Below are 26,086 nucleotides of genomic sequence, written 5' to 3'. Positions count from 1 at the left end.
CCAGGACGCGCAGGCGCGCGGCGCCGCGCCGGCGGCGCCGCGCAGCGCCCCCGCCGCCATCGCCGCTGGCTGCTGAAGAAACGGGCGAAAAACCAAAGCGCGGCGCCGGGCGGCGAAAGGCGCCGGCGATCACGCCAGGCGCCGCCGCCAACGGCCCGGCCCCCAAAGCGCCGCGCCTTCAGGTGGGAGACTTCGGAAATGTCAAAGGAAAACACCGCCCCAGACGCAGGGTCGCGCCTGAAAGGCTCAAACCCGGGGCGGGGCGGCGGCGCAACGCAATTGCGGCCCGAGGCCCGCAGATCGCCGGGGCATCAGATCGGGCGCAGGGGCGACTGATCGCCATGGCCATGGCATTCGGCGCGCGGCGCGCTCATCACCGCGGCGGCGAGCACGCCCAGCGACCCGATCATGCAATAGGCCAGCAGCGCCAGCAGGATGTGAAACCCGGCCATGGCGGTCGCCACCGCCGCCGTCACGCCCAGCAAACACCCAATCGCCATGCAGCCCACGATCGAACCTCTCATCGCCCATCTCCCACATTCCCCGCAACAACTCTGCGTTCGGGGGATTTAAGAGACGTTAACGCGGGCGTCGGGGCCCCCGGGCAATGCCGAGAAATTCAGTCGAATTGAGCATGTCCGGCCCCTCGCCCCCGGGCGGCGACAGCCGGAACAGGTCACGCCGCTGCCGATGCATGCGCTGGCGATGCAATCGACCTGCATCAGCGCTGCGAAGTCGTCCGGCGCAACGATGGTCGGCGCGCGGCGCCCCGGCGCGGCTCTTCCAGTCCAATGACGGGCCGACCGCCGGCGACGCGCTGTCGGACCGGTCCGCCGACGCAATCAATTCGGGCGATCAATTCGGGCGATCAATTCGGGCGCGGGGATTGGGGCGCAGAACTGGGCGCGGCGGCTCACTGCTTGGTGAATCGCAGCACGCCGCCGCCCACTTCACCGATATCGTCGATCTTCAGCACCGGGAAAACGCCCTTCACCCGGCGGGTCAGCCAACCGGAGCGGCGCAGGTAGCAGCTGAACCGGCCATCGGCGCCGAGGCCGCCGCTGCACCGCAGCGTGTCCACGTTGCCCGAGGTCGCGGAGCGCGCCTTCAGCATCAGCTTCAGCGTTCCGCCGGACAGCGACGCCGTGCCCCACCATTCGGAATCCTTCGGCTTGGCGGCGACGTAGCGGCCGTTTGTCGGGCCCTCGGACGCGGCGGGCGCTTGCGACCCGCCCGCCGTCGCGCCGCTGCGCGGGGCGGCGGCGGTCGCGGACCCTGACGCGGCGCGCGCGGCGCCCAGACGCGCGGCCATGCGCCGGCCGGCCTCGGCGGTCCAGAATCCGGTGGTCGACAGGCCCTCGTCTCGCTGAAAGCCGATGATCGCCCGGCGGCTGCGCCGGCCGAGCGCGCCGTCCGGCAAGCCCGGGTCGTAGCCCAGCTTCGCCAGCCCGGCCTGGATGTCGCGCCGCTGGCCGCGCGACAGGCCGAGCGCGCGTTCCTCCCGCTGCCCCGGAAACACCCGCGCCGGTTCGACGGCGCCGGCGGCAGGGGCCCGGGGCGCGACCTCGTCGGGGGATTGCTCGACGCCCGAGCCCGAGAACCCGCCGAAACCGCCGGTCTGCGCCTGCCCCGGCGAGACCGTCGCGAGACAGGCGAACGCCGCGACCGCCAGGCTGCGCGAAAGCAGGGACGCTGAGACATGCATGGCGCGGTTCTCCGACTTCATTGCGACCCGGAGGCGATGCGGCGCAAATTCGCCTGCGCGCCCTTGTGGCCCTGACGCGCCGCCCGCTCCAGCCAGAGCTTCGATTTCACCGGGTCCTCGGCATGGCCGATGCCGGTGGCGTAGAGGATCCCCAGCGTGTTCTGGGAGGCGGCGTAGCCCTGCGCCGCGGCCATCTCGATCAACTGCAGCGCCTGCGCGTCGCTCAGCTTGCCGGTGGCGGCGCCGCCGATCTGGCGCTGGAAGGCGCGGATCGCGCGCTTGGTGCCCGGGCCGGTGCGCCCGTCAACGCGGGCATTGTAATAGCCCAGCCCCTTGAGCGCCCATTGGAATTCCTCCAGCGGCGCCTCGTGGATGCGGGCCAGCGCCCGGGCCTCGGCGCCCTCCAGCAACCGCGCGCGTTCGCGCTCGGCGCTCAGCGCCGCCAGCCGCGCGGCCTCCTGCTGCGCGCGCGCCCGCTTTCGCGCCGCGTCGGTTTGCGCGTCATCCGTCGCCGGGTCGCGCACGGTGGGCGCCTGCACCGGCTGCGCGGGCTCGCCCGTGGGCGGAATGGTGCGGATCGCCGTGGGCTGGGCGGATTCGATCACCAGCAGCGTGCTCGACGCGGCGGGCGCGCGCGCCGCCGCCGATTCGGCGCGGCGACGATCCGCCTCGGCCAACAGGATCTCGCGGCGCACATCTGCGGCGAGGCTGAAGGCGCCGTCGGGATAGCGCCGCACATAGCGGTCATACCCGGCCAGCGTGTTGAGCTGGCGCGCCGCTTCCCACAATTCGCGCTCGGCGATGGAGGGGCCGGCGGCGACCTGCTGCGCGGGCGCCGGCGCGGCCTCGGGCGTCGGGTCAGGCGCCGGCGCGCGCGCGGCGATCGCCGCCTTGGCCAGCGGCGCGAACACGCTGTCGGGATACTCCGCAAGAAACCGCGCGAAGCCCTCGGCGGTGTTGATCGACTGCGCGCTGCGCCAGGCCCCCAGTTCGGCCTGAAAGCGCGGCGCAGAGGCGGTGGCGGGTTTCTTCGCCTTGGCGCGAAACCGGAATTCGCCGGCGAGGCTGCTGCGCATCCACGGAACCTGAGCGGCGCCGGTCAGGTCGCGCACCCGCACGCGCAGGCGCGCCATCAAGCCGGAAAGGGTCAGATCCTGCGCCGGCAGCAATTCCAGCAGCGCCTTGGCGTAGGGGCTGCGTCCGGCGCCGTCGCGCGCCAGCCGCCCCGGTTCGGCGGCGAAGGAGATCATCGTGCCGGCCGCGCGCGGCGACATCGCCGCCAGCCCGCGCGATCCCGCGCCCTGTTCGCGAAACCGCTTCGCCCAGGCGTTGTCGCGGCTGCTGTCGAGAAAGATCAGCGCGGTTTTCGAGGTGTCCGCGAGGGTCTGCACCACCAGTTGCGCCTCCAGCGCGCGGAACTTCGCCTCGGTCGGGGTCTTGGCGTCGAAATCCACCGGCAGCAGGTAGTTCTGCCCGTCGATGGAAATCGCGTGCCCGGCGTAGAAGAACACCGAGACATCGGCCTCGCTGCCGGCGCGATAATAGTCCACCAGCGCGTCGGAGAAATTGGCGAAGCTGAGATTGCGGCGTTCATCCACCGCGAAGCCGAGCGTGCGCAGCGCGGCGGCGATTTCATCGGCGTCGCGGATGGCGTCGGGCAGCGGCGCGGTCGCCGTGTAGTCGGCGTTGCCCACGACCAGCGCCCGGCGCCCGGCGGCGTCCGCCGGGGCGACAAGGCCAACGACCATCGTCAGCAGCGCGGCAAGGGCCGCGGCTGGAAGAAACCGGATGCGCATCACGCCGCCCAGAATAACCGCCTAATCATGGCATGTAAAACCCGCAGACCGGGCGCGGGGCCGCCTCGGGCGCAGGGCCGGCGCGGGTGCGCCGACCCCCGTCGGATGGCGTCCGGACCGCAGCCGGCCGCGCCGCGGCTCAGTTGCCGCCGTCGCCGCCGCCGCCATCCCCGCCGCCGCCGCCGTCGCCGGTGTTGTCCGGGTTCACCAGCCCCAGGTCCTCAAGCTCGTTGCGGTGGGTGTCCTTGATCACCAGCACGTCGCGGCCGATCTGCATCACGAAATCGCGCCCCTGATCGTGGCCAAGGCTGAGCGCGTCCTTGGTGGAACGGTTGAACCCGGCGAGCAGGAAATCGTCGGCGGCGCTGAAATCGGCCACCGTCATGCGCCCGTCGCCCTTGGCGAAGCGGAAGGTGTCCGCGCCGCCGCCGCCGAAGACCAGATCGCGCCCGGGCCCGCCGGCCAGAAAATCATGGCCGTTGCCGCCGCGCAGTTCGTCATTGCCGGCCCCGCCGAACAGGCGGTCATTGCCGCCATGGCCCACCAGCTTGTCATTGCCCGCATGACCGGCCAGCTTGTCCCGGCCGCCGCCGCCGAACAGCCGGTCATTGCCCGTGCCGCCGTTCAGGGTGTCGTTGTGGCTGCCGCCGAACAGCGAATCATTGCCGGCGCCGCCGAAGATCAGATCCTCGCCGCCATGTCCCCAGAGCGTGTCATTGCCGTCCGCGCCGCGCATTTCATCGGCGCCGTTGTTGCCCCAGGCGCGATCATTGCCGCCGCCGCCGTCCAGGTAGTCATCGCCGCCGCCGCCCCACATGCGGTCATTGCCCCGCTGCCCCAGCACGTCGTCATTGCCGGCGCCGCCGCGCAGCCGGTCGTTGCTGCCGCCGCCGAGCAAGGTGTCATGGCCGACGCCGCCGATCAGCTTGTCGCGGCCATGCAGGCCCATGAGCTTGTCATCGCCCGCATCGCCCGAAATCGTGTCGGTGAAGGCGGAGCCGGTCACCGTGTCGTCCCCGGCCCAGGCCTTCACCGCCTGACGCGCGCGCCCCGGCAGGGTGAAGGTGTTGTCGTTCTCGTCCGCCAGCACGAAGCTCGACAGGGTGTATTGCGTCTGCTCAACGCCTATCGGCCCCTCGATGCCAAGGTAGTAGGAGCCGCTCGAGTCCACCGACAGCGAAACGCCCCGGTCCGCGATGCCCGCATGGCGTTCGTTGAGCAGCGTCTGGCCGGGCACGCCGTTGTCATAGTCGAACATGCTCATCTCGATGCCGCTGACCGGGGCCTCTGCGCCGTCCTTGATCCGGACCTGGAAGCCGTAGGTGACGCCTTCGCTGAGCGTGTAGCGCGACAGGTTGATCTGCGCCTGCGAGGCGAGGGATTCATCGTAGTCGGCGCCGACGCTGCGGCTGCGGATGCTCGACGCGTAACTGACGTTGAACTGATAGCTGCTGTCGTCATCGGTGTCGTCGAAGACCCGGTATCGCAGATGATTTTCCGCGCCGGTGTAGAAGAACAGATGCGAATTCAACCCGTCCTTGGTGATCGGATCGCCGGAGGCGAGCAGCGTGCCGTTGTTGCGATAGACCTCGACCTGCGCCGCGCCCGGGTAGGAGGACGATCCGAGATTGCCCCGCAGCTCGGCCACGTAGATGCGGCTGGTTCCGACGAAGCTCGAATACCAGTCCTCATCCGTGGTCGGGGGGCCGTCGCCATCGCCAAGCGCCGCGTAGATCAGGTCGTTGTTGACGATCGCCCTTGCGTCGCCGAAGCTGTCGCCCGCCTCGTCGTCGATCTCGGTCACGTTCAGGGTGTAGGCGCCGACGAAAGAGGAAGAGCTGCGCACCTCGATGAAATACTCATCCGAGATCGGCGGCGCGAATGTCAGCACGCCGGCATTGGCCTGGAACTTGACCTCGACCTGGGCGCCGGCGTCGTCGACCCGATACAGGCGCAGGAAAGGCGCGCGCAATTCATCGAAACCGCCGCTGCTGGCGGGCGTCAGCGTGATCTGGTAGCTTTGCGTCGAACGCATGTTGATCTTGAACATGTCGACGTCGGCGGCGCTCTGAATGGCGCCGGGCAGCGTGGCGTCAAGCGCCAGCGCCGTGGCGTCGTTCACCGTGTTTCCGTGGTCATCATCTGCCATGAGTCCAATCCTCGTGTGCGGTTACCAATGCAACTAACGTAAGGTCAGATGCGTCTGGCGCAATGGCTTGGCCCCCCATTGCCGAAATCCGGGTCTGGTCCGGCCCGGATTTCGGCGCTTTTTCCTACAGCAGCGGCGGATCCTCGCCGATGAAGGTCCCGCCGAAATCGAATTCGCCGCTGACCACGGTGACGGTCCCGTTGTCGGTGAACGCGATGCTGTCCTCGACGACGCTCGTGCCGCCGCCGGTCTTGAGCAGCGTGCCGTTGTTGATCAGCGACGAGTCCGTGTTCCCGAACAGACCCTGCGTGATGTCCGAGACCGGACCGAAGAATTCCAGCGTGGCGCCCGCGTCGACGATCAGGCTGCCGGGCATGTCCACCAGGAGCCCGGCGACCGGATCGAATGCCCTGACCCCGAGCGCGACCTGCGCCTGTTCGATGGCGCCGTCGCCGGCGAATTCCAGCTCGCGCCCCAGTTCGACGAGGCTCTGCTGGAAACCGCTGTCATCGCGCGTGGACTCGGGTCCGATCTGCGCCGTGGCGGTCGCCGCGACGGTGGTGCGCCCCTCGCCCAGCATGCGGCCGCCGGTCCAGCGGAATTCGTCGGCGATGACAAGATCGCCGTCGCCCGAGATCTCGCCCCCCTGCAGGTCCAGCCGGTCCAGCGCCGCGGCGCCGGCCAGCGTGGCCACGCCGCCGCCCACCACCGTCAGGCCGTCCACGTCCAGCCCGGCGCCCAGTTCGATGTCGCCGCCCGACACCAGCCGGAAGCGGCCGTCATTGCTGACAAAGGCGCCGTCGCCGGTGATCGTCGCCCCGAGATCCCCGTAGCCCTCGCCGGTCTTGGAGATCAGGCCGTCATTCGTCAGCCCGGAATCGCCGTCGCCCGGCAGCTGGAAAATGGCCGTGAGCGCCCCGCGCATGTCGATGGAGCCGCCCGCCGCGACGGTGAGCCGCGAAGACTGGGTTTCCGTCGTCTGCGTCGAATAATTGTAGATGTTCGACCCGAGCCAGAGCGCCCCCTGCTCCACCGCCAGCGCCCCGTTCACCGTGGTCGCGAGCCCCAGACGCGCCTGCTGGCTGACGAAGAAGCTCTGGTCCTGTTCGGCGACCTCGCCGATCAGCCCCGTGGCGCCCGCATCCAGCGTCAGGGCGCCATCGCCGAAGATATTGCCGCTGTCGAAATCGAGACTGCCGGTGACCGTCACGTCGGCGTCGGCGCGGATCGATCCGCCCTCCACCGTCAGGCTGTCGAAGGCCGTGGCCGTCGAGACGGTCACGTACCCGCCGCCGGTCACCGCCAGCGCCGCGAAATCCAGCCCGCCGTCAAGCGTCAGATGCGCGCCGCTGCCGATGGCGAAACGGCCGGTCTCGACCTCGAACGCCCCGTCGCCGGTGATCGCCCCGGCGAGGTTGGAGGTGCCGCCGCCGGTCTTGAGCACCGTGCCGTCATTGACCAGGTCGGCGATGCCGGCCAAGCCGTGGCCCGCCGCCCCGAGCGTGTCCTCCGCGACGCCCCAGCCCTGCATGTCCGCGTCAGGGCCGATCAGGCGCAGCAGCGCGCCGGCCTTCACGTTCAGCGCCCCGGCGTTGATGTCGTATTGCGAGGTGGCGGGGTTCCAGACCTGGTCGCCGATGTCGAGCAGCCCCTGTTCGATGTCGCCGTCGCCGAACAGGTCCAGCGTCCGGTTCAGATACAGCCTTGTGGCCGAGGAGAATTCGTCGGGGCCGCGCCCGGAGCCGGCCTCCATCATCGCGCCGTCGGCGACGATCAGCCGCCCGCCGCCCTCCAGCGCGCCCCCGGCCCAGTCGAACCGCTGCTGCACGCTCAGGTCGCCGCCGCCGGTCAATTCGCCCGAACGGATGGTCAGGCGGTCGATGCTGACCGCGTCCTCCACCACCAGCGTGCCGCCATCCACCACGATGGCGTCGATGCCGGTATCCGCCGTGAGGTGGAATTCGCCGCCCAAGCCGATCTCGATCACGCCGTCGATGATGCTCACCGCGCCGTCGCCCATGTAATCCACCGACAATTGGCCAACGCCGCCCGCGTCCTTGATCACCGTGCCGTTGTTGACGATCCCGCTGGCCACGACCTGGGCGATGTGGCGGAAATCGGCGTTGCGCCCGGACAGGGTGAAGGTGACGCCGGCATCGACGATCACCCAGCCCTCCTCGTCCACGAACTCGCCCAGATCCGCGTCGAACACCCGGCGTCCGGCCTGGATGGTCGCGCGCTCCAGCGTCGCGTCGCCCTCCAGCACGATGTCCCGGGCCAGATTCAGCGCGACCGCGGGATCACTGCCGTTCTCGTCCCATTGCGCGCCGAACAGCGCCGTGGCGGTGTCCGCGACGGCAAGCGTGCCGGCGCCGCTCAGCGTGCCGCCATTCCAGCGGAAATCGCCGGTGACGGTGACGTCGCCGCCGGTGATCTCGCCGCTCAGCAGGGTCAGGTCGGCGATGTCCACCCCGCCCTCGACGATCAGCGTGCCGCCGTTGATCGTGAGCCCGGTCAGGCTTTCCCCGTTGGTCAGCGTCAGGGTCTCGCCGCCGCGCAGTTCGCCATCCGCGAGCACGTCGTCGCTGCGCCCCGGATCGACGGGGCGCGGAATGTCGGCGGGCGGCGCGTAGGCGCCGACATCGCCGCCGGGGGTTTCCAGCAGGCCGTCGACGGCGGTGACGGTCCCGTCGCTGGAATAGGCCACGAGATCGCTGATGGTGCTGACCCCCTGCGCGGTCTTGATCACCGCGCCATGGTTGACGAAACCGTTGCCGGCGATATTCGACCCGCGGGTGATGTCGGCGTTGTAGGCGTTGAAGCGATAGACCCCGTCGACCCCGACGGTGACATGGCCGGGAAGCTGGACCGCGCTTTCGGTGAGCCCGAGCTTCAGGTTGGCGACCCCGTGATCGAGCGCGCCGAGCACTTCAAGCTCGGCCCCGAGATAGAGGCTCGCCGCCCCGGCGTTGGTCTCCGCGTCGAAGGGCAAGCCCAGTTCAGCGGTCGCGGCGGCGGCGACGCTCAGCGCGCCGACGCCGGCGATCCGACCGCCAAGCCAGGCGAATTCGCCGTCCACCGTGAGGTCCGCCTGCAGCGCCACGCTGCCCCCGGTGACGGTGAGCCCGTCAAGGCTGGCGGCCTCGGCGACGATCAGCGTGCCGCCCGACACCGTGATGCGCGACAGGTCGAGCGCCGCGGTGAGGGTGAATTCGCCCGCGATCAGATTCAGTTCGCCGTTCTCGTATTCGATCGCGCCGTCGCCCGAGATGTCGGCCCCGAGCTCGGCGACCCCGTCCTTCACCCGGATGACGCCGTCATTGACGAAGCTGTTGGCCTGCGCCGCGTCCTCGTCGATGCGCACGTTATGGCCGAGCAGCGTCAGCACGCCGGTGGGTTTCACCTCGATCGCGCCCGGATAGACCGCGTTGGCCGCCTCGAGCGGGTCGAAGCCGTTGCCGCCGAGCCCCACGCGGGCGTTGCGCATCTGCGCCGCGCCGGCGATTTCCAGCGTCGCGTCGAGGCGCAGAACCGCGGTGCTCCAGAAATCGCCGCGCTCCGGCGGCGGGGTGAGGCCGATGTCGATGGTCCCGCCCAGCGGCACGATCAACTGGCCGTCGCCGCGGATGTCGCCGCCGGTCCACTGCATGTCGCCGACGGTGAGCGCGCCGTCGCCGCGCAGGATCAGCTGCCCGTTGGCCAGATCGAGCTTGTCGAGGCTGATGGCGCTCTGCACCACCAGCCGCCCGCCATTGACCCGCAATTCGCTGACGCCCGACATGTCGGTGAGGTCGAAGATCTCGTCGCCGGTCAGTTCGATCACCCCGTCCACGACGGATATGCCGCCGCTTCCCGACGCCGTGGCCGAAATCTCGGTGACGCCGCCGCCGGTCTTGGTCACCGCGCCGTCATTGACGAATGCGCCAAGGGCGACGGAATCCCGCCGTCTGATCGCCGTGTTGGCGCCCTCGATGTTCACCGTGCCGGTGGCGGCGACATGCAGCTTGCCGTCGCGCACCGCGAAGTCCTGCACCGAGGCGTCATAGACCCGCGCGCCCAGCTCGACCCGGGCCTGCTCGATATGCAGATCGCCGGCGACGTTCAGGTCGCGCTGCAGATAAACCACGTCGCTGGTGCGGTAGGACAAACCGCCATAGGGGTCGAAATCGCTGCCGAGCAGCGCCGTTGCGCCCTCGGCCAGCGTGGTCGTCCCGGCGCCGCCCATGGCCGCGCCCTCGCGCATTTCCAGCCGGTCGGCGATGGTCAGGTCGCCATCGCCGAACACCATGCCGCCGACCATGTCCAGTCGGTCGAGCGCCAGATCCGCATCCATCGTCAGCAGGCCGTTGGCGAGCGTCAATCCGTCAAACCCGCCCGCTTCCGACGCCGCGAGCTGCCCGCGCAGCGCGAAGCCGCCATCCACGGCGTTGTAGGCGCCGGCGCCGGAGATCACCCCGTCCAGATCGGACAGCCCGCCGCCCAGCTTGTTGATGACGCCGTTGTTGACGATGGAGGACCTCACGTCCGGCCGCCCGGATTCATAGCTGAAGGAAAAGCCGTGGAACCAGTTCTTGCTGCTGGCGAAATCCGAGAACGCGCTGCGCAGGTTGAGCACGCCCCCGGCGGCGATTTCCAGGTCGCCGTCCTCCTGCACGAATTGCGCCAGATCCGTGTCATAGCGCTGTCGGCCCAGCGTGACATGGCTGCGATGCATGTCCGCCTCGCCCTCGATGGTCATCGCCCGCGCCATCGACAGAAAGGCGTCATAGCTGCGGAAACCGGTCTGCGGATCCTCCGGCGGGCCGATATCGGCGGTGGCGCCGGCTTCCACGACCAGCGCGCCGTCGCCGAAAACGCTGCCGTTCACCCAGGAGAAATCCCCGGTCACCGACACGTCGCCGTCGCCGTCCAGCACGCCGCCGTTGAGGATCACCAGTTCGCCGATGCTGGCGGCGCCGTCGAACACCACCGTGCCGCCGTCGATCACCAGGCGGTCGATGTCGGAATCGCCCGCGATGGTGAGCCTCGCGCCGCGGCTCACCACCAGTTCCTCGCGGCTGACCAGCGTCGCGACCGCGACATCGCCGATGAACGCGGTCAGGGTCACGGTGGGGGCGCCGGCCACGTCGATCAGCAGGTCGTCGGTGGCGAACGGCATCCGCCCGGCCGACCAGTTCGCCGCGTCGCTCCAGGACCCGTCATCGGCGCCGATCCAGACCAGCGAGAACAGGTCCACGGTGAAATCGATGGTCTGGACCGCGTCGCCCATGGGGTTGCCCGCAAGGTCGAGGATCTTGCTCTGGTCGATCTCGAAACGGTAATCCCCCGGCGTCAGTTCCGGCATGGCGAGGACGATTTCGCCGGTCGCCGGGTTGAAGACCACGCTGTCCGGGGCGATGGCGCCGCCGCCCGGCGCGATCAGGGCGATGGGGCTTTCGCCGTCGGGCCCGTCCTGGATCGGCTCGGAGAAATCGAAGCGGAAGCTGCGGGTGGACCGGCCCACGGCGCCGCTGTCGTCGATGCTGCTTTCCACCAGCGTCGGGCCGATGGTGTCGGGGATGATCTGCAGCACCATCGCCTCGGACAGCCCGGCGTTGCCGCCGGTGTCGGTGGCGCGCAGCTGCACGGTGATGGCGTCGACCCCGGCGGGCAGGTCCTTGAGCAGCGGCGCGGGCACGGCGTATTCGAACGGATAATCCAGATCGCGCAGCGCCACCGCGCCGTCGATCAGCAGTTCGACGAAACCGACCTGCACGTCGTCGGCGATGGCGGCGCGAAAGGCGATGCGCGCGCCTTCGAGGATCTGCACCCCGTCCGCGGCGGCGTCCTCGTCCGCGGGCGGCGTGGTGACGGTGACGACCGGCGCCACCCCGTCCACGTCGCGCGACAGGTAGTTGATGACATGCAGGTTGCCGGCCGCGTCGCCAACATAGGCAAGCCCGCGGGCGATGGTCGCGGCCAGCGGCGCGGCGTCGAGCGTGAAGCGCGTCACCAGCGCGCCGGTGTCCGCGGGGTCGGACACATCGACCAGATCCACCGCGTTGGCGGCGCCGACGCCGCCCACCGCGCCCACGGTCAGCGCCAGCCCCGACCCGTTCAGCGCGATCGAGGTCCCGCCCAGCGCGCCGTCATCGACGCCGCTCAGCCCCGCCGGCGCCGTGGGGTCGGACACATCGACGCTGACAAAGCCGCCGAGGAAGCCGTTGCCGGCGGGGATGTAGACCACGCCCTCGGCGGCGAACAGGTCCCGCTCGGCGCCGGTCACGGCGGCGTTGATCGATCCGCGCTCGCTCAGCGCGCCGCCAAAGCCGATCTCCAGCGTGTGCAGCCGCCCGTCATCGGTCAGCGCGTAAAGGTGATCGCCCTCGCGCGTCAGCCCGCGCACCGCGCCGACTCCGGTCAGCTCCGTGCTGGCGAGGATCTCTCCGGTGTTCAGGTCATGGGCGGCCACGGCGCCGCTCTTGCCGAAATAGGCCACGCCGTTCAGCGCCACGATGGCGGTCGAGGCGCCGGCGTCGGTCATGGGCGTCGCCACCGCGTCGGCGCCGTTCTGCAGCAGATCCGCAAGCCCGAAAAACGCCGCCGAGCCATCGGCGAAGGTCAGCGCCAGCCGCCCGAACAGCGCGTCATGGGCGGCGCCCACGGGCGCCGGGCCCAGCGCGATCTGCGACGCCAGCACCGGGTCGCGCGGATCGGAGAGATCCACCACCGACAGCCCGGTCGCGGTCAGGGCCAGGGCCACGGCGTCGTCAAAGCCCGGCGCATCCTGCAGGATCAGCACGTCGCGCACCGCGCCGCCCAGATCCAGCGTGTCGATGACGCCGGTGGCGTCGCTGACCCCGTCGAGCGGGTTCAGCCCCAGCTTGATCGCGTCGAAATCGGACACCCCGTCATCATTGCTGTCGGCGCGCAGCGCCGACGAGCCGATGGTTTTCTCGATGTCGTCGGCCAGCCCGTCGAAATCGCTGTCGTCGGCGACGCTGGCCTTGAACACCAGCCCCGAGGTCAGGTCCGTGCCCAGACCGGAGGCCGGGGTCTCGCCGTAGCCATGGGCGATCAGCCCGCTGTCTGGGTCGAAGACCGATACGTGGTAGGCGGTCTCCGCCGGCAGGAAGAATTCGAAATCGCCGCTGCCGGAACTGACGGTGCGCAGGTATTCGCCGTTGATCTCCACGGCCACGTAATCGTCGCCCCAGTCGAAATATTCGAGCCCCTCGAACCCCGTGCCGATCACCGCCGGGTCGCTGAGCGCGCCGGACATGTCGTTGGAGCTGATGTCGAGCAGCCCGCGGCTGATGCCGGCGTTGAGCGCGTCGAAGGTGAAATCGAAGGCGAAGGTTTCCCCGAAGGCCAGCGAGATCGGGCTGGTCGCGAGATCCCCGGGCAGATCGGGCAGGCCGAAGCCCGCGTCGCCGCTGAAGGCGATGGCGTCGATCACCAGCGCCGCGTCGCCGTCGTTGCGGATGGTCGCGGTCTTGCGCGGCAGGTCGGCGTCGGACAGTTCCAGCCCGCCCAGATTGTTGCCGTCGTCGAAGCTCAGCGTCAGCCAGGCGCCGCTGGCCTTGCCAAGGCCGCCGAGCGCGATCTCGGTCTCGGCGCGGTCGTCATTGGCGGTGAAGTTGAGCGACCCGAAGGCCCCGCCCGCCGTCGCGGGGTCGAAGCTGACGGTGATCTCGACGGATTCGCCCGGGTCGAGCGCGATCTCCCCCGCCGGGGCGCTGACCGCGAAGGCGGCGTTGGAGCTGGCGAAATCGTCGATCAGCAGGATTTCCGAGCCGAAATTGAGGAAAGTCAGCGTCACGACCCCGGATTCGCCCCCGGCGCCGTCGGCCAGAACCGTGCCCAGATCGACGCTGTCAAACACCGCCTGCCCATCGGCGAACAGCACCTCCAGCGCCGGACCCTCGACGGGCGAGAACGGGTCGTTGGGGGTGTCGGGCAGGGTCAGCCCGACGCCGTTGTTGATGCCCGTGACATAGCCCGCCGACGAGGTGTTGATGGTGTTGTAGTAGCTGAGCGCCTGCACCGCCTGCGCCGGGGACCAGTCGGCGTGCAGCCCCAGCCGCGCCGCGTCCAGCGTCTTGATGAAATCCTGCGTGTCGGTGTTGTAGAGCCCCTGCGCCATCACGTCCGTGCCGCCGCCGGGCACCAGGATCGTCGCGCCCTGCTTGGTGTGCAGCAGCCCCAGATTATGGCCGATTTCGTGGGCGCTGTTGTGCCCGAGCGCGAATTTCAGGTCGCTGACGCTGTCCGACTGACTGGCGCTGAGGAAGAAATTGTCGAGATAGAAGGCGATCGGCCCGCCGAGGTCGTTGTTGAACACTTCGGCGGCGCGGAACGACAGTTCCTGCTTCGAATAGTCGGCGCGGTTGACGTAGAGGTCGATCACCTTGTCGAAATCGATGTCCGAGGCGGCGAAGGCCGCCGTCGCCCCGCCGAGCCCGTAGCCGGTGATGGCGCCCGCCGCGTTGCGGTTGATCTCCGCCCGCCCGTCGAGGAAATCGATGATGTTGGCGCCGGCGGAACTGGTGGTTTCGGATATCCCCTTCAGCCCGGCGTCGTCGAAGAATTTCTGCGTCTGCTCGCCGATCTTGTCCAGGATCGCGTCGCGTTCGGCCTTGGTGTCGATCAGCGCGCGCTGAGTGGCGTTGAGGTCGGGATACTTGGCCGGGTCGGCCACGTCCTTCAGCAGGTTTTCGAAACTGTCGGCCTTGAAGAAGTATTTCTCCGGTCTCACGCCCTTGCCGGCGAGGTCGATCTTGCCCGCCGCGCCCCCGCCCTGGGCGGTGAAGTCGACGCTGAGCCTGTCGGTCAGCGCCGCGCCGGTCTCCACCGGATCGAACCAGACCTGGCCCAGCGTCTTGGCGTGGAAGAAATTCTTGCCGTTGTCGATGCTCACATCGGGCTCGAAGCCGATGATCTCCAGCGGCACGTCGCGGGTGCTGTCGGCGGGGCCGTCATTCACGGTCTGGGCGAATTCCCACCTGCCGTCGGTGTGCGCGTCGTCGCTTGCGTCGATGAAACGGGACACGAAGACGTCCTGCGTGGTGACGGTCTGGCCGCCGTCCGCGGCCTGTTCGCGCACCTCGATGTTGATCTTTGAGCCGTAAAGCTTGCTGGCCTCGACATTCTTCAGGCCGCCGGCCCCGAACATCGCCTCGAAATCCTTGAACGAAAACGCGAATCCGCGTTCGGCTTGGGTGCCCGCGCGCAGCACGAAGCTCTGGTCGGCCAAGGCCAGATTGCCCGCCTTGCTGGCGAAGTCCGCCAGCGGGCCCTCGATCTTGATGGTGACCTGGGTCCAGGGCTGCTCCTTGCCTTCGGGGTCGTCGGCGGCCTCTGGGCAGTCGGCGTCGGCATCGGGGTTGGGCGGGGTTTCGGGCAGCGCGTCAGGGGCGCTCCATTCGCGCGAAAACCGGATGCCGCCCTCGCCGTCGTGGAAATACAGCGGCATGGTCAAGGGGTCGAGCGCGGTCACCGGGGCGTCCGGGTCGATGTCGTCGGGGCCGAGCGGCGGCCCGCCGTCGCAGCCATTGCCGCCCGGCGGCGTCAGCCCGTGCCAGCCGGGCTTGGTGATGCCGGTGCCCGGATCGGTGGTCACGGTCTTGCCGTCCTCGGAGACCGTGGCCGTGCCCTCGATCACCAGCCGCCCGGTGGTGTGATCGAAGCTCAGCACGTTCAGCGTGGTCCCCGGCGCCGCGCCGAACACGTTGGGCAGGGTCAGTTCGGCGGGGGTGGTGAAGGTCGATGACCCGGGCGCCTGGATGGTCAGGTCGAAGGTGTGCTGCATGATCCCCGGCGGCAGCATGTCGCGCACCAGTTCCGGGGGCACGGTGGATATGCCGATGCTTGCGCCGTTGACCGGCACGCCGTTCTCGTCCACCGCGACGCCCGGCTGCACCACCAGCTTGATGGCGCCGCGCTGTTCGTCGGTGAGGTTGGCGGCGCCCTCGGCGGGCACCCCGACCTCGGTTTCCTGATCCGAAAGGATGTCCACCAGGATCTTTTCGGAAATCTGGGGCAGATAGACCTCGCCGCGCCCGGCATTCGCGTCGCGCTGGGCGTCGTCGCCCATGGAATCCATCAGCGTGTTGGCCTCGCCGGGCGTGATGTCCACGTCCAGCACCATCTCGGGGTAGAAATAGCCCTCCGGCGCGTTGCTGGCGCTGCGCCCGTCGATGGCCACCTTGACCGTGCCGGCCGGCACCTCGGTGAATTCGAAGAAGCCGGTCGCGTCGGTGGTGACCACCACGTCCTCGGCCCCGAGGATCCACACCCGCGCGCCGGCGATCGGGACCAGGAATTCGTCGTCGTCGGTATGCGCGGCGCCGTCCGGCCCGACCGAGAAATCATCCACCGTCATGGGTTTCAGATCCGCCCCCGGCCCGACCACGAAGCCCGACAGCGAGGTGCCCGGCGCCGGCGCGCGGCTGACGGTCTGGAAGCCGGATTCATAGTCGCCGCCCGGCGCCTGATCGCCGTCGCCGTCCAGCTTGGTCCCGTCGAGCGCGGCGATCAGCGCGCCGTCGAGATGCAGGGTGACGCTCTGCGCCCCGGGCATGGGGTCGGCGAAGAACATCCAGGCGGTCTTGCCGTCAGCGGACAGCAGCACCGTCGCGGGCAGCTTGGCGCCGCCGGCGTCGGTGGCGAAGAAGCTGTCATTGTCGAGCGTGTCCGGATCCACCGGGCGGGTGAATTCCACCACCGGGCGGAAGGTGACGCCCACATCCTCGGCGCCGTCGGCGGGGGACAGGGTCTTGACCTGGAAGGGCAGCGCCTCGGCCAGGGTCACGGTGAGGGTCTCGACGGTCTCGTTGCCCGCCGCGTCGCGGGCGGTGAGCGCGATGTCGTGATCCCCCGCCGCCAGATCGCCCAGATCGACGCCCTTGGAAAACGCGCCGGTGTCGGCGTCGAAGGTGATCGCGCGGTCCAGCCCGCCGTCGATGCTGAAGCTGAACCCGGCGATGGCCGACCCGGTGCCGTCGACCACCCCCGCCAGCCGCGCGCCCGGCGCGATGGCGCCGCCGTCGCTCAGCGAGGTCAGGGCGATGGTCGGCGCCGCCCCGTCGCGGGTCAGGTTCAGGGTCTCGCTGGCGGCGTTGCCCCTGGCGTCGGTGGCGGTGAACACCAGCGCCAGCGCCCCGTCGGCCAGCCCGCTCAGCGCGTGGGAAAACCCGCCGTCAGCGGCCACGGTCACGGCCTGCGCCGCGCCGCCATTGACCGAGACCGTGAGGCTCGCCACCCCCGACAGCCCGTCGAGCGTCACCCCCGCGACGGTGGAATCCCCGGCCACGACGTCGCCGTCGGGGGCGTCGAACAGGATCTTCGGGGCGGCGGTGTCCTCGCCCTTGTCAAAGGCGTCGAGCACCCGTTCGGCCACATCGGCGCCCAGCGCCAGCCCGTCGTCGTTGGAGAACCCGAAATGCACCCCGCCCCAGATGCGGCTCATGCCGTTTTCCGCCGCCGCCTCGGAAAAGCTGTCAAAGCTGCGGGTGACGCCGTCGAGCCCCAGCGACGTGGTGGAGAACGCGGTGTCGTCCCCGAACACCTCGGCCAGCACCGCCGCCGCGGCGCCCGAGGCCGAGGAATGCCCCGACACGTATTCCGGATGCGCCGGGTTGATCAGAAACGACGCCCAATCCGCGTCTGGCGAGGTGGCGGGGTTGCCGTCGTCATCGGCGTTCTGGATCGCATCGCTGGGCCGCCAGAGCCCGTATTCGTACTTGGCGTCCCAGGCGGCGATCATCGCGTCGGCGATCCCGACGCTGAGCATCGCCCCGAGGCGCGCCGTCTCGGCGATGCCGAGCCCGTCGGCCTCGGCCAGATCCATGGCGATGTCGGCCCAGTGGCCGGGCGTGGTGTAGGTGCCCAGCCCGTCGGACCAGAAACGCGCCGCCTCGGTCTGGTCGTCGCTGCGCGCCGCGCTGTCGCGCGCGCCCAGCGTGCGCACCTCGGCCACCGCGTCCGCATAGGCGGCGGAGGTCAGCGCCGGCGGCCCGCCGACGCGAAACTGCGCCGGGCCGTCCGTGGCCCAGGTGTCCATGGTGGCGTAATTCGGGGTCAGCGGAATATCGTAGAGCGGCGCGGTCGGGCGCCAGTAGCCGACCTCCTCGGACCCCGGATAGCTTTCGAAATCATCCCAGCCGTCGCCGTCGCGCAGCGCGATCACCGTGTCGGCGATGTCCCCGCCCAGCGTCTTGCCCGCCGCCACGGCGGCCGCGTCCTCGCCCGACAGGTAATCGGCCAGCTTCGCGTCGAGATCGGCGGCGAAGCTGGGAAAGGCGTAGGCCAGCACCCCATGGGCCGCCGCCGCCACCGCGGCGGTCATGGACAGGCCTGCCGCCGCCTCGCCCGCGACCAGGAACGGATTGCCCCCGTCGATCGCCGCCACGGCGTCATGCATGGCCACGGAAACCATGGCCAGCAGCCGCGAGGCGTGGGTGTCGATCATCGCGTCCTGAGCGATCGCGTCCAGCGCCGCGCGGGTCCAGAAGATCACCGGCGAGGGCGTGCCGTCGGCGTTGCCGGTGAGCGTGAGGCTGGCCTGCGCGGTGTTGCCGGCCGCGTCCTCGACCTCCAGATCGTAATCGTTGTCGCCGGTCGCGACCTCGACGTCGGAAAACGAGAACCGCCCGCCGGCGCCGGCCAGCGCCTTGTCCGCGCCAAGGCGCGCCACGGCGCCCTGCTCGGTTTCGCCCAGCAGCGACACCACGCCGTAGCCGGTGGCGCCGTCGCCCACGACGCCGCTGTCCGACGATGGCGCGAGCGCGAATTTCGCCACGTCCGGGGCGGCGGAATCCAGGGTGAAGTCGACGGTGTCGACAGCCATGGCGCCGCTGGCGAAGGTGGCGGTGATCACCGCGCTGTGGGCGCCGTCCGCCAGCCCGGCGGGCGTGAACAGCGCCACGCCGCTGGCGTCGAGCGCGCCGAAGGCCTGCGCCGCGCCGCCGTCGATGGCGACGCTCAGCGCGGTGACCGCGCCGGCGCCGACGATTTCGGCGCGCAGGGTGGGGTCGTTGGTCAGCCCGTCTGTGGCGCTGGCGCCGGTGTCGTTGTCGAGCGCGCCTTTCAGGGCCTCGGCCTCGGGCACGATCTCCACGTCGAACTGGCGCTGGCTGATGCTGCCGTCGCGCGATTCGGCGGTGACGATGAAGGACACGGTGGATTCGGTCCCGGCGTCGAACACGCCGCCCGACACCACCGAGACCACGCCCGCCGCGTCGATCGCGAAGCGCGCGTCGCTGATCGAATAGCTCACCGCTTCGCCGTCGGGATCAACCGCCGCGGCGGTGATGCCGGGCCTGGCGCCGCCCGGCGCGGTCTCCAGCAGCTTGTCGTCGGTCGCGTCGGCGTCGCGCAGCTCGCCCACCGGGTTGGAGGCCAGCGCCGAGACCGCCGCCGCGCCGTATTTCACCTTCTCCACATTGACCGCGTCGATCGTGCCGTCGCCGCCGCCGCGATGCACGATGCGAAAGCCCGCGCCCTGCTTGATGACCGCGTATTCGCCGGCCTCGCCGGTCAGCAGCAGCGTGTCGACGCCGGCGCCGCCATTCACCGAATCCGCGCCCGGCCCGGCGTTGATCGCGTCGTCGCCGTCGCCGGCGAAGATGGTGTCGTCGCCGGCGCCGCCGAACAGCGCGTCGCCCCCGGCGCCGCCGTAAAGCGTATCATCGCCCGCGTCGCCATACAGCGTGTCGGCGCCGCCGTCGCCGAACATGGTGTCGGCGCCGCCCTGGCCGTAAAGCGTGTCCGCGCCGCCGCCGCCGGCCATGCGGTCATTGCCGAAACCGCCGCGCAGGTCGTCGCGCCCGGCCTCGCCGGTCAGCGAATCGTTCCCGGCCTGGCCGATGATCGAATCATTGCCGCCGCCGCCGATGATCCGGTCGGCGCCGCCGCCGCCCCTGGCCAGATCGGCGCCGCCGCCGCCCACCAGCCGGTCGTCGCCGCCGCCGCCCAGCAGGGTGTCGGCGCCGGCCTTGCCCAGCATGGTGTCCGCGCCGGCCTTGCCCAGCAGCCGGTCGTCGCCGCCGCCGCCCACAAGGCGGTCGTCGCCGCCGCCGCCGTTCAGGGTGTCGTCGCCGCCGCCGCCCAGCAGGATGTCGGCCCCGGCCTTGCCCAGCAGCACATCCGCCCCGGCATTGCCCAGCAGCCGGTCATTGCCGGCCCCGCCGACCAGCCGGTCGTCGCCGAGCCCGCCCGCCAGCCGATCATTGGCGCCGCCGCCGAACAGCCGGTCATCGCCCGCCAACCCCAGCAGCGTGTCCGCCCCGCCCTTGCCGCGCAGCAGGTTCGCCCCGGCGTCGCCGCGCAGCTTCAGCCCGGCGACGGCGCGCGCGAAGCCCTGCGCCGCATCGGATGCCGGCGCGTCGAGGCGCGCTTCCGGGGCCCGTGCGCCATGCGCGGCCTCGGCGTCGCGCGGCGCGAAAACCGCCCCCACCCCGACGCCCCCGACGACGCCGACGACCCCGGCGGCCGCGTCGCGCGGGGGCAGCCCGGCGCTCATGCGCCAATCCTCGCGCATGGCGCTGACCGCGCCGCCGGTCGCGCCGAAAGGATCGGGCCAATCCGCCTCATCCCCGCCGGTCGGCCATGCGGCGGCCAGCGCCGGGTCGCTCAGGCGGATGCGGAAGAACATGTCATTCAGCTTGCGGTAATACATGGTCGAATTCCTTCGCGCAAAAGACCTTGCGGGGGGCGACCGCGCGACCAATGGCGCGATCCGCTGTTGGTGAACGATACCGTAAATCGTCAAGAAAACACAGCCATGTCATCGCTCAGGCGCCCGGCGCCGGCCGGTCCGCGCGGCCCGCCGGTCAGGCGCCCCGGCGCGGCGGCCTGCCCCGGACGCGGCGTTCTGAACGCCGCTGTCAGAAAATCGTTGGATTCGCCGCCCCAGCCGTTAGCTTACGGCGGAGAGCCGGCGACAGGCGCGCCCCGCGCCCGACCCGGTCCGCAGCCTCGCGGGACCGCCCGCGCCCGCACCCGCGCATGGCGCGGCTTCACGGTGCGGGGCCAACCAGGAAGCAACCGCCGCAATCAACGCGGCGACCACAACCGGGAGTCCAAAATGATCCGCAAATCCGTCCGCCTCACGGCGCTCGTGGCAGCGCTGAGCTTCGCCGGCGCCGAGGCCATGGCCGTCGAATGGAACGTCTCGGTCTGGGGCAAGCGCCGCGCCTTCACCGAACATATCGAAAAGCTCGCCGAACTGATCGCCGCCAAGACCAACGGCGATTTCACCCTGAACATCTCCTATGGCGGGCTGTCCAAGAACCGCGAGAACCTCGACGGCATCTCCATCGGCGCCTTCGAGATGGCGCAGTTCTGCGCCGGCTATCACCGCGACAAGAACCCCACCATCACCGTTCTGGAACTGCCCTTCCTCGGCGTCACCACGCTTGAGGAGGAGGTCGCGGTCTCCAACGCCGTCTACGCGCATCCCGCGGTGCAGAAGGACCTGGCGCGCTGGAACGCCAGGCTGCTGATGACCTCGCCGATGCCCCAGTACAACGTCGCCGGCGTGGGCGAGGCCCCGGACACCCTGGCCAAGTTCAAGGGCATGCGCGTCCGCGCCACCGGCGGCATCGGGCAGGCGTTCAAGATCGTCGGCGCGACGCCGACCTCGGTGACCGCCACCGAGGCCTACAACGCCCTGGAATCCGGGGTGGTCGATGCGGTGGCCTTCGCGCAGCACGCGCATTTCGCCTATCGCACCATCGACATCGCCGACTGGTGGACCACCAACCTCAACCCCGGCACCGTGAACTGCCCGGTGGTGGTCAACACCGACGCCTACGCGGCGCTGTCGGACGCCAACCGCGCGGCGCTCGACGGGTCGGTGGACGAGGCGATCGCCCATTACCTCGACAATTACGGCAAGGTGCTCGACAGGTGGGAAAGCGTGCTGGCCGAGAAGAAGGTCGCCAAGGTGACGCTGCCCGAATCGGAAATCGCCGCCTTCCGCGCCATGGCCGCCGACCCGATCCGCGAACAGTGGATCGCCGACATGTCCGCCAAGGGGATCCCGGCGCAGGAGCTCTACGACCTTGTGCAATCGACGCTCGCGGGCATGCGCTGAGCATTCGCGCGGATCGCCCGCCGGGCGGCCCGCGGCCTGATTGGCCCGCATCCCAGCGCCCCCGCCCGCCAACGGGCGGGGGCGCTTTCGACTGAAAGGGAATTTCCATGTCGTCTCATTCCGTGCGCGCGGACGGGTCCGCCGTCAGCCGCGCCGACCGGGCGCTGTTCTGGATCGAAAGCCGGATGAACCTGTTCGCCGGGGGCTTCGTGCTGGCGATCATGCTGCTGTCGGTGGTCAACATCCTCGGGCGCAAGCTGCTGAACATGCCGGTGGCCGGCTACATCGACTGGATGATGCAGGCGGTGCCGATCATGGCGGTGCTCGGCATCGCCTATTGCCAGCGGCTCGGCGGCCATATCCGCATGGATTTCGTGGTCGGCAAGCTGCACGGGCGAGCGTTGTGGACGTTCGAATTCATCGGCGTGCTGGTGATGCTGCTGGTCACGCTGGCGCTGATCTACGGGTCCTGGGACCTGGCCGAGCGGGCCTACCGGCTTGGCGATTCCACCGTCGACATCAACCTGCCCACCTGGCCGGTGAAAATGCTGTTCCCGGCGATGTTCACGCTGCTGGCGCTGCGGCTGGTCCTGCAGCTCTGGGCCTATGGGCGGGCGATCCGCACCGGCGCGCCCTACCCCGTGGGCGCGCCGCTGATCGAAGACCCCGAGACCCAGGCCCTGCACGAGGCCGAGACCGTCTCCGGCCTCGAGGAGACCGACAAATGAGCCCCATCGACGTTTCGCTGATCCTCGCCGGGGTGCTGCTGGTGCTGGTGGTGGTCGGCGTGCGGGTGGCCTTCGCCACCGCGCTGATCGGCTTCATCGGCTTGTTCATCATCTTCGCCTTCGACAAGGGCCAGGGCTGGGAGCGCGGGCTGCTCACCGCCGTGCGCGTCGCCGGGCAGGTGCCCTATTCCAAGACCGCGACCCATGTGCTGGGGCTGATCCCCACCTTCATCCTGATCGGCTATCTGGCCTATTACGCCGGGCTGACCAAGGCGTTGTTCGAGGCCGCCAAGCGCTGGGTCGGCTGGCTGCCCGGCGGGCTTGGCGTGGCGACGGTGTTCGCCACGGCCGGCTTCGCGGCGGTGTCGGGGGCCTCGGTCGCCACCTCGGCGGTGTTCGCGCGCATCGCCATCCCGGAAATGCTGAAGCTCGGCTACGACAAGCGCTTCGCCGCCGGGGTGGTGGCGGCGGGGGGCACGCTGGCGTCGCTGATCCCGCCTTCGGCGATCCTGGTGATCTACGCCATCATCACCGAAAGCTCGGTGGGCATGCTGCTGATGGCCGGGTTCCTGCCCGGCGCGGTGTCGGCGGTGATCTATGCCGGGCTGATCATGCTGCTGGCGAAGATGCGCAAGGATCTGGGCCCGCCGATCGGCGGCTTCACCTGGGCCGAGCGGTTCGAAAGCCTGCCCGGCGTGCTGCCGATCGTCTTCGTGGTCGGGATCATCATTTTCAGCATCTACGGCGGCTGGGGCACGCCCACCGAGGCCGGGGCGCTGGGCGCCTTCGTGGTGCTGATCATGGCGCTGGTCAAGGGCATGCGCTGGAAGGACCTGAAAGGCGCGCTGATGGAAAGCGCCAACCTCACGGTGATGATCTTCACCATGATCTGGGGGGTGCTGATCTATGTGCGCTACCTCGGTTTCGCCGACCTGCCGGGGGCGTTCGCCGACTGGATTTCCGGGCTCGAGCAGCCGCCGATGCTGACCCTGCTGATGATTCTCGGCGCCTATGTGGTGCTGGGCATGTTCATGGACGCGATCGGCATGCTGATCCTGACCCTGCCGGTGACCTTTCCGGCGGTGATGGCGCTGAATGGCGGCGAGGCGGTGTCGGCGGCGGATTCGGCGCTGGGCATGTCGGGCGAGCAGGCGGCGATCTGGTTCGGGATCATCGTGGTGAAGATGGCGGAGCTGTGCCTGATCACCCCGCCCATCGGGCTGAACTGCTTCGTGGTGGCCGGGGTGCGCCCGGACATCTCGGCGCAGGACGTGTTCCGCGGCGCCTCGCCTTTCTTCATCGCCGACGTGGTGACGGTGGGGGTGCTGATCGCCTTCCCCGGCATCGTGCTGTGGCTGCCGACGCTGATCATGGGCGACTGAGGCGCGGCGCCGCCTGCGGCGAAGGGGTCCGGCGCGCCGGGCGGGCCGGGGGGCCTGGCGCGCGATCCCTCCCCATCAGATCACCCCCGTCAGATCACCCCCCGTCAAAGGTGATGACGGATTTTCCCACCACCTTGCGATCCATCAGTTCCTGCAATGCGGCGCGGTATTCCCGCACCGGGCGGCTGGCGTGCAGCCTGGGTTTCAGGCGACCGTCGGCGACCATGGCGAGCAGGGCCTCCAGATCCGCCTTTTCCCAGCCGTTCGATCCGATGATGGTGAATTCGAACGACCAGATGTAGCGGATGTCGGTCCTGGGATCGTATCCGGCGGTCGCCCCGCAGGTCAGGATCCGGCCATGCAGCCCCAGCGCGCGGAAGCATTCCGCCCAGCTGTCGCCGCCGGTGTAGTTGACGATCACGTCGACGCCGCCGCCGGGGCCGCGGGTGCTGGGTCTGCCGTAGCGGGCGCGGATCTCGGCCACGTAATCCTGGCGCGCGGCGTTGATCGCCCAGTCGGCGCCCAGATCCGACAGCGCCGCGGCCTTTTCGTCGGAGCTGGTGCAGGCGATCACCGTCGCCCCGGCCGCCTTGGCCAGCTGCACGCAGCAGGTCCCGACGCCGCCGCTGGCCCCGAGCACCAGCACCTTTTCGCCGCGCGCCACCTTGCCCCGCGTGGTCATCATCCGATACGCGGCGCCATAGGCGGTGGGCAGGCAGGCGGCCTCGACCAGACCGACGCCGTCGGGCACCGCGATCAGATGCTCGGCGGCGATGCAGACATATTCGCAGCAGGCGCCGCGCTTGGTTTCGCCCATCATGCCGTCGGGCTGGCTGGGATCGGCGCTGACCCGGTCGCCGATCTTCCAGCGCGCCGCGTCCACGCCTTCGCCCAGCGCCGCGATCTCGCCGGCGAAATCGGCGCCGGGAATCATGGGCATCGGCGTTTTCAGGCCGGGAATGCCGCGCAGCACCATGGGGTCGAAGCCGTTCAGGGCCACCGCCGCGACCCGGATCAGGCATTCGCCGGCGCGCGGGTCGGGCGTGGGAATGTCGGCGAGCTCCAGTTCATCCAGGGCGCCGTGCCTGCGGAATAGAATTGCTTTCATGCCGGGTTTCCTTTGGGTTGGGGGCGGTCGCCCTTGGCGCGAGTCCCATGCAGGAGCAAGCGATGCCCGTGAACATGACCAGCGACGGCCTGGCGCTGTCGCCCGCCGACTATGCCGGGCTTCTGTCCCGGCTTGCCCAAAGCGGCGCCCTGCGCGCGGACAGCTACGGCGCCGGCGGCAGCGTCGACGACCTCGAATGCGAGATGGCGGCGGCGCTCGGCAAGCCGGCCGCCGTGGTGATGCCCACCGGCACCATGGCCAACCTGCTGGCGGTGCAGCATCTGGCCGGGAGCGAACCCAAGGTCATCGTCCAGCGCGAAAGCCACCTGTTCAACGATTGCGGCGACTGCGCGCCGGGGCTGGCGGGTCTGCACCTGATCCCGCTTGGCGCCGGCGCGACGTTCAGCGCGGCGCAGGCGCGGGCGGCCATGGCGCGCGCCGACGCGGGCAAGGTCGAGGCGCCGGTGGGGGTGATCTCCGTCGAGACCCCGGTGCGGCGGCTGGATGGCGAGATGTTCGACCCCGAGGCGCTGGCCGAGGTGCAGGCGCTGGCCCGCGCCCGCGGGGTTCGCCTGCATCTCGACGGCGCCCGCCTGCCGGTGGTCGCGGCCGTCACCGGGCGGAGCATGGCCGAGATCGCCGCGCCGTTCGATACGGTCTACGTGTCGCTCTACAAATGCTTCAACAGCCTCAGCGGCGGCCTGCTGGCCGGGGACGAGGCCCTGATCCACCGCCTGCGCCACTGGCGGCGGCGCAATGGCGGCGGCATGGCGCAGATGTGGCCCATGGCCGCCGTGGCGCGGCATTACCTTGCCGACGCGGTGTCCGGGCTCGAGGAGGCCTTTGGAATCGCCGAGGCGTTCTTCGGGCGTCTGGAGGGCGACGCGCGATTCAACCATGTCCCGGTCCCCCATGGCAGCAGCGTGTCCCATGTCGCCCTGACGGAAGGCGACCGTCGGCGCGCCGAGGCGTTTCGCGCGCATCTTGGCGCGACCGGCGTCCACCTGCCGCCGCCGGACGGGGATCCGTCGCGCTTCGCCGTCAAGGTCAACGCCTCCTGGCGGCGCAGCTCCGCCACGCGCCTGCACGCGGCCTTCGCAGACGCCGCCGACGCGGTCGGCTGAGCCGGGCGCGGCGCGC

The 26,086-nt window shown here is 70.1% G+C and carries 10 protein-coding genes; 4 read left to right on the top strand and 6 right to left on the bottom strand.

Features of this window, described 5'->3' with window-relative positions:
- Nucleotides 1-311: 311 nt before the first annotated feature.
- The 5 genes from AC1HC7_RS08555 to AC1HC7_RS08535 form a co-directional block, all read right to left on the bottom strand.
- Nucleotides 312-524: a hypothetical protein gene (locus AC1HC7_RS08555; RefSeq protein ID WP_479497133.1), complete on the bottom strand. Its 213-nt coding sequence runs from the start codon at nucleotides 522-524 to the stop codon at nucleotides 312-314.
- A gap of 389 nt (nucleotides 525-913) precedes the next feature.
- Nucleotides 914-1,705, bottom strand: coding sequence for a peptidoglycan-binding domain-containing protein (locus AC1HC7_RS08550; protein ID WP_479497132.1), 792 nt, complete (start codon nucleotides 1,703-1,705; stop codon nucleotides 914-916).
- Nucleotides 1,706-1,722: 17 nt separating this feature from the next.
- A complete protein-coding gene (locus tag AC1HC7_RS08545; protein WP_479498928.1) occupies nucleotides 1,723-3,453 on the bottom strand; it encodes a caspase family protein in 1,731 nt (576 codons plus the stop codon).
- Between the two features lie 187 nt (nucleotides 3,454-3,640).
- The gene (locus tag AC1HC7_RS08540) at nucleotides 3,641-5,650 is read right to left on the bottom strand and encodes a calcium-binding protein (RefSeq protein WP_479497130.1); all 2,010 of its coding nucleotides are present in this window, start codon (nucleotides 5,648-5,650) and stop codon (nucleotides 3,641-3,643) included.
- 124 nt (nucleotides 5,651-5,774) lie between these two features.
- Nucleotides 5,775-20,309, bottom strand: coding sequence for an Ig-like domain-containing protein (locus AC1HC7_RS08535; RefSeq protein WP_479498927.1), 14,535 nt, complete (start codon nucleotides 20,307-20,309; stop codon nucleotides 5,775-5,777).
- A 408-nt stretch (nucleotides 20,310-20,717) separates the two neighbouring features.
- On the opposite strand from AC1HC7_RS08535, the gene AC1HC7_RS08530 reads away from it, so the two are divergent.
- The 3 genes from AC1HC7_RS08530 (at nucleotide 20,718) to AC1HC7_RS08520 (ending at nucleotide 23,838) form a co-directional block, all read left to right on the top strand.
- A complete protein-coding gene (locus tag AC1HC7_RS08530) occupies nucleotides 20,718-21,728 on the top strand; it encodes a C4-dicarboxylate TRAP transporter substrate-binding protein (RefSeq protein ID WP_479497128.1) in 1,011 nt (336 codons plus the stop codon).
- Nucleotides 21,729-21,835: 107 nt separating this feature from the next.
- Nucleotides 21,836-22,456 (top strand): TRAP transporter small permease subunit, encoded by a 621-nt coding sequence (locus tag AC1HC7_RS08525; protein ID WP_479497127.1) that lies wholly within the window; start codon nucleotides 21,836-21,838, stop codon nucleotides 22,454-22,456.
- Nucleotides 22,453-23,838: a TRAP transporter large permease gene (locus AC1HC7_RS08520; protein WP_479497126.1), complete on the top strand. Its 1,386-nt coding sequence runs from the start codon at nucleotides 22,453-22,455 to the stop codon at nucleotides 23,836-23,838. The genes AC1HC7_RS08525 and AC1HC7_RS08520 overlap by 4 nt, the downstream gene beginning before the upstream one ends.
- A gap of 94 nt (nucleotides 23,839-23,932) precedes the next feature.
- Here AC1HC7_RS08520 and AC1HC7_RS08515 read toward each other — a convergent pair whose 3' ends face one another.
- Complete coding sequence (locus AC1HC7_RS08515; RefSeq protein WP_479497125.1) at nucleotides 23,933-24,946, bottom strand: quinone oxidoreductase family protein; 1,014 nt, start codon at nucleotides 24,944-24,946, stop codon at nucleotides 23,933-23,935.
- Between the two features lie 62 nt (nucleotides 24,947-25,008).
- On the opposite strand from AC1HC7_RS08515, the gene AC1HC7_RS08510 reads away from it, so the two are divergent.
- The gene (locus tag AC1HC7_RS08510) at nucleotides 25,009-26,070 is read left to right on the top strand and encodes a threonine aldolase family protein (protein ID WP_479497124.1); all 1,062 of its coding nucleotides are present in this window, start codon (nucleotides 25,009-25,011) and stop codon (nucleotides 26,068-26,070) included.
- The last annotated feature ends 16 nt before the right edge of the window (nucleotides 26,071-26,086 follow it).

The sequence above is a fragment of the Oceanicella sp. genome (assembly GCF_056449545.1).
This window is presented reverse-complemented; position numbering and strand designations above follow the sequence as displayed.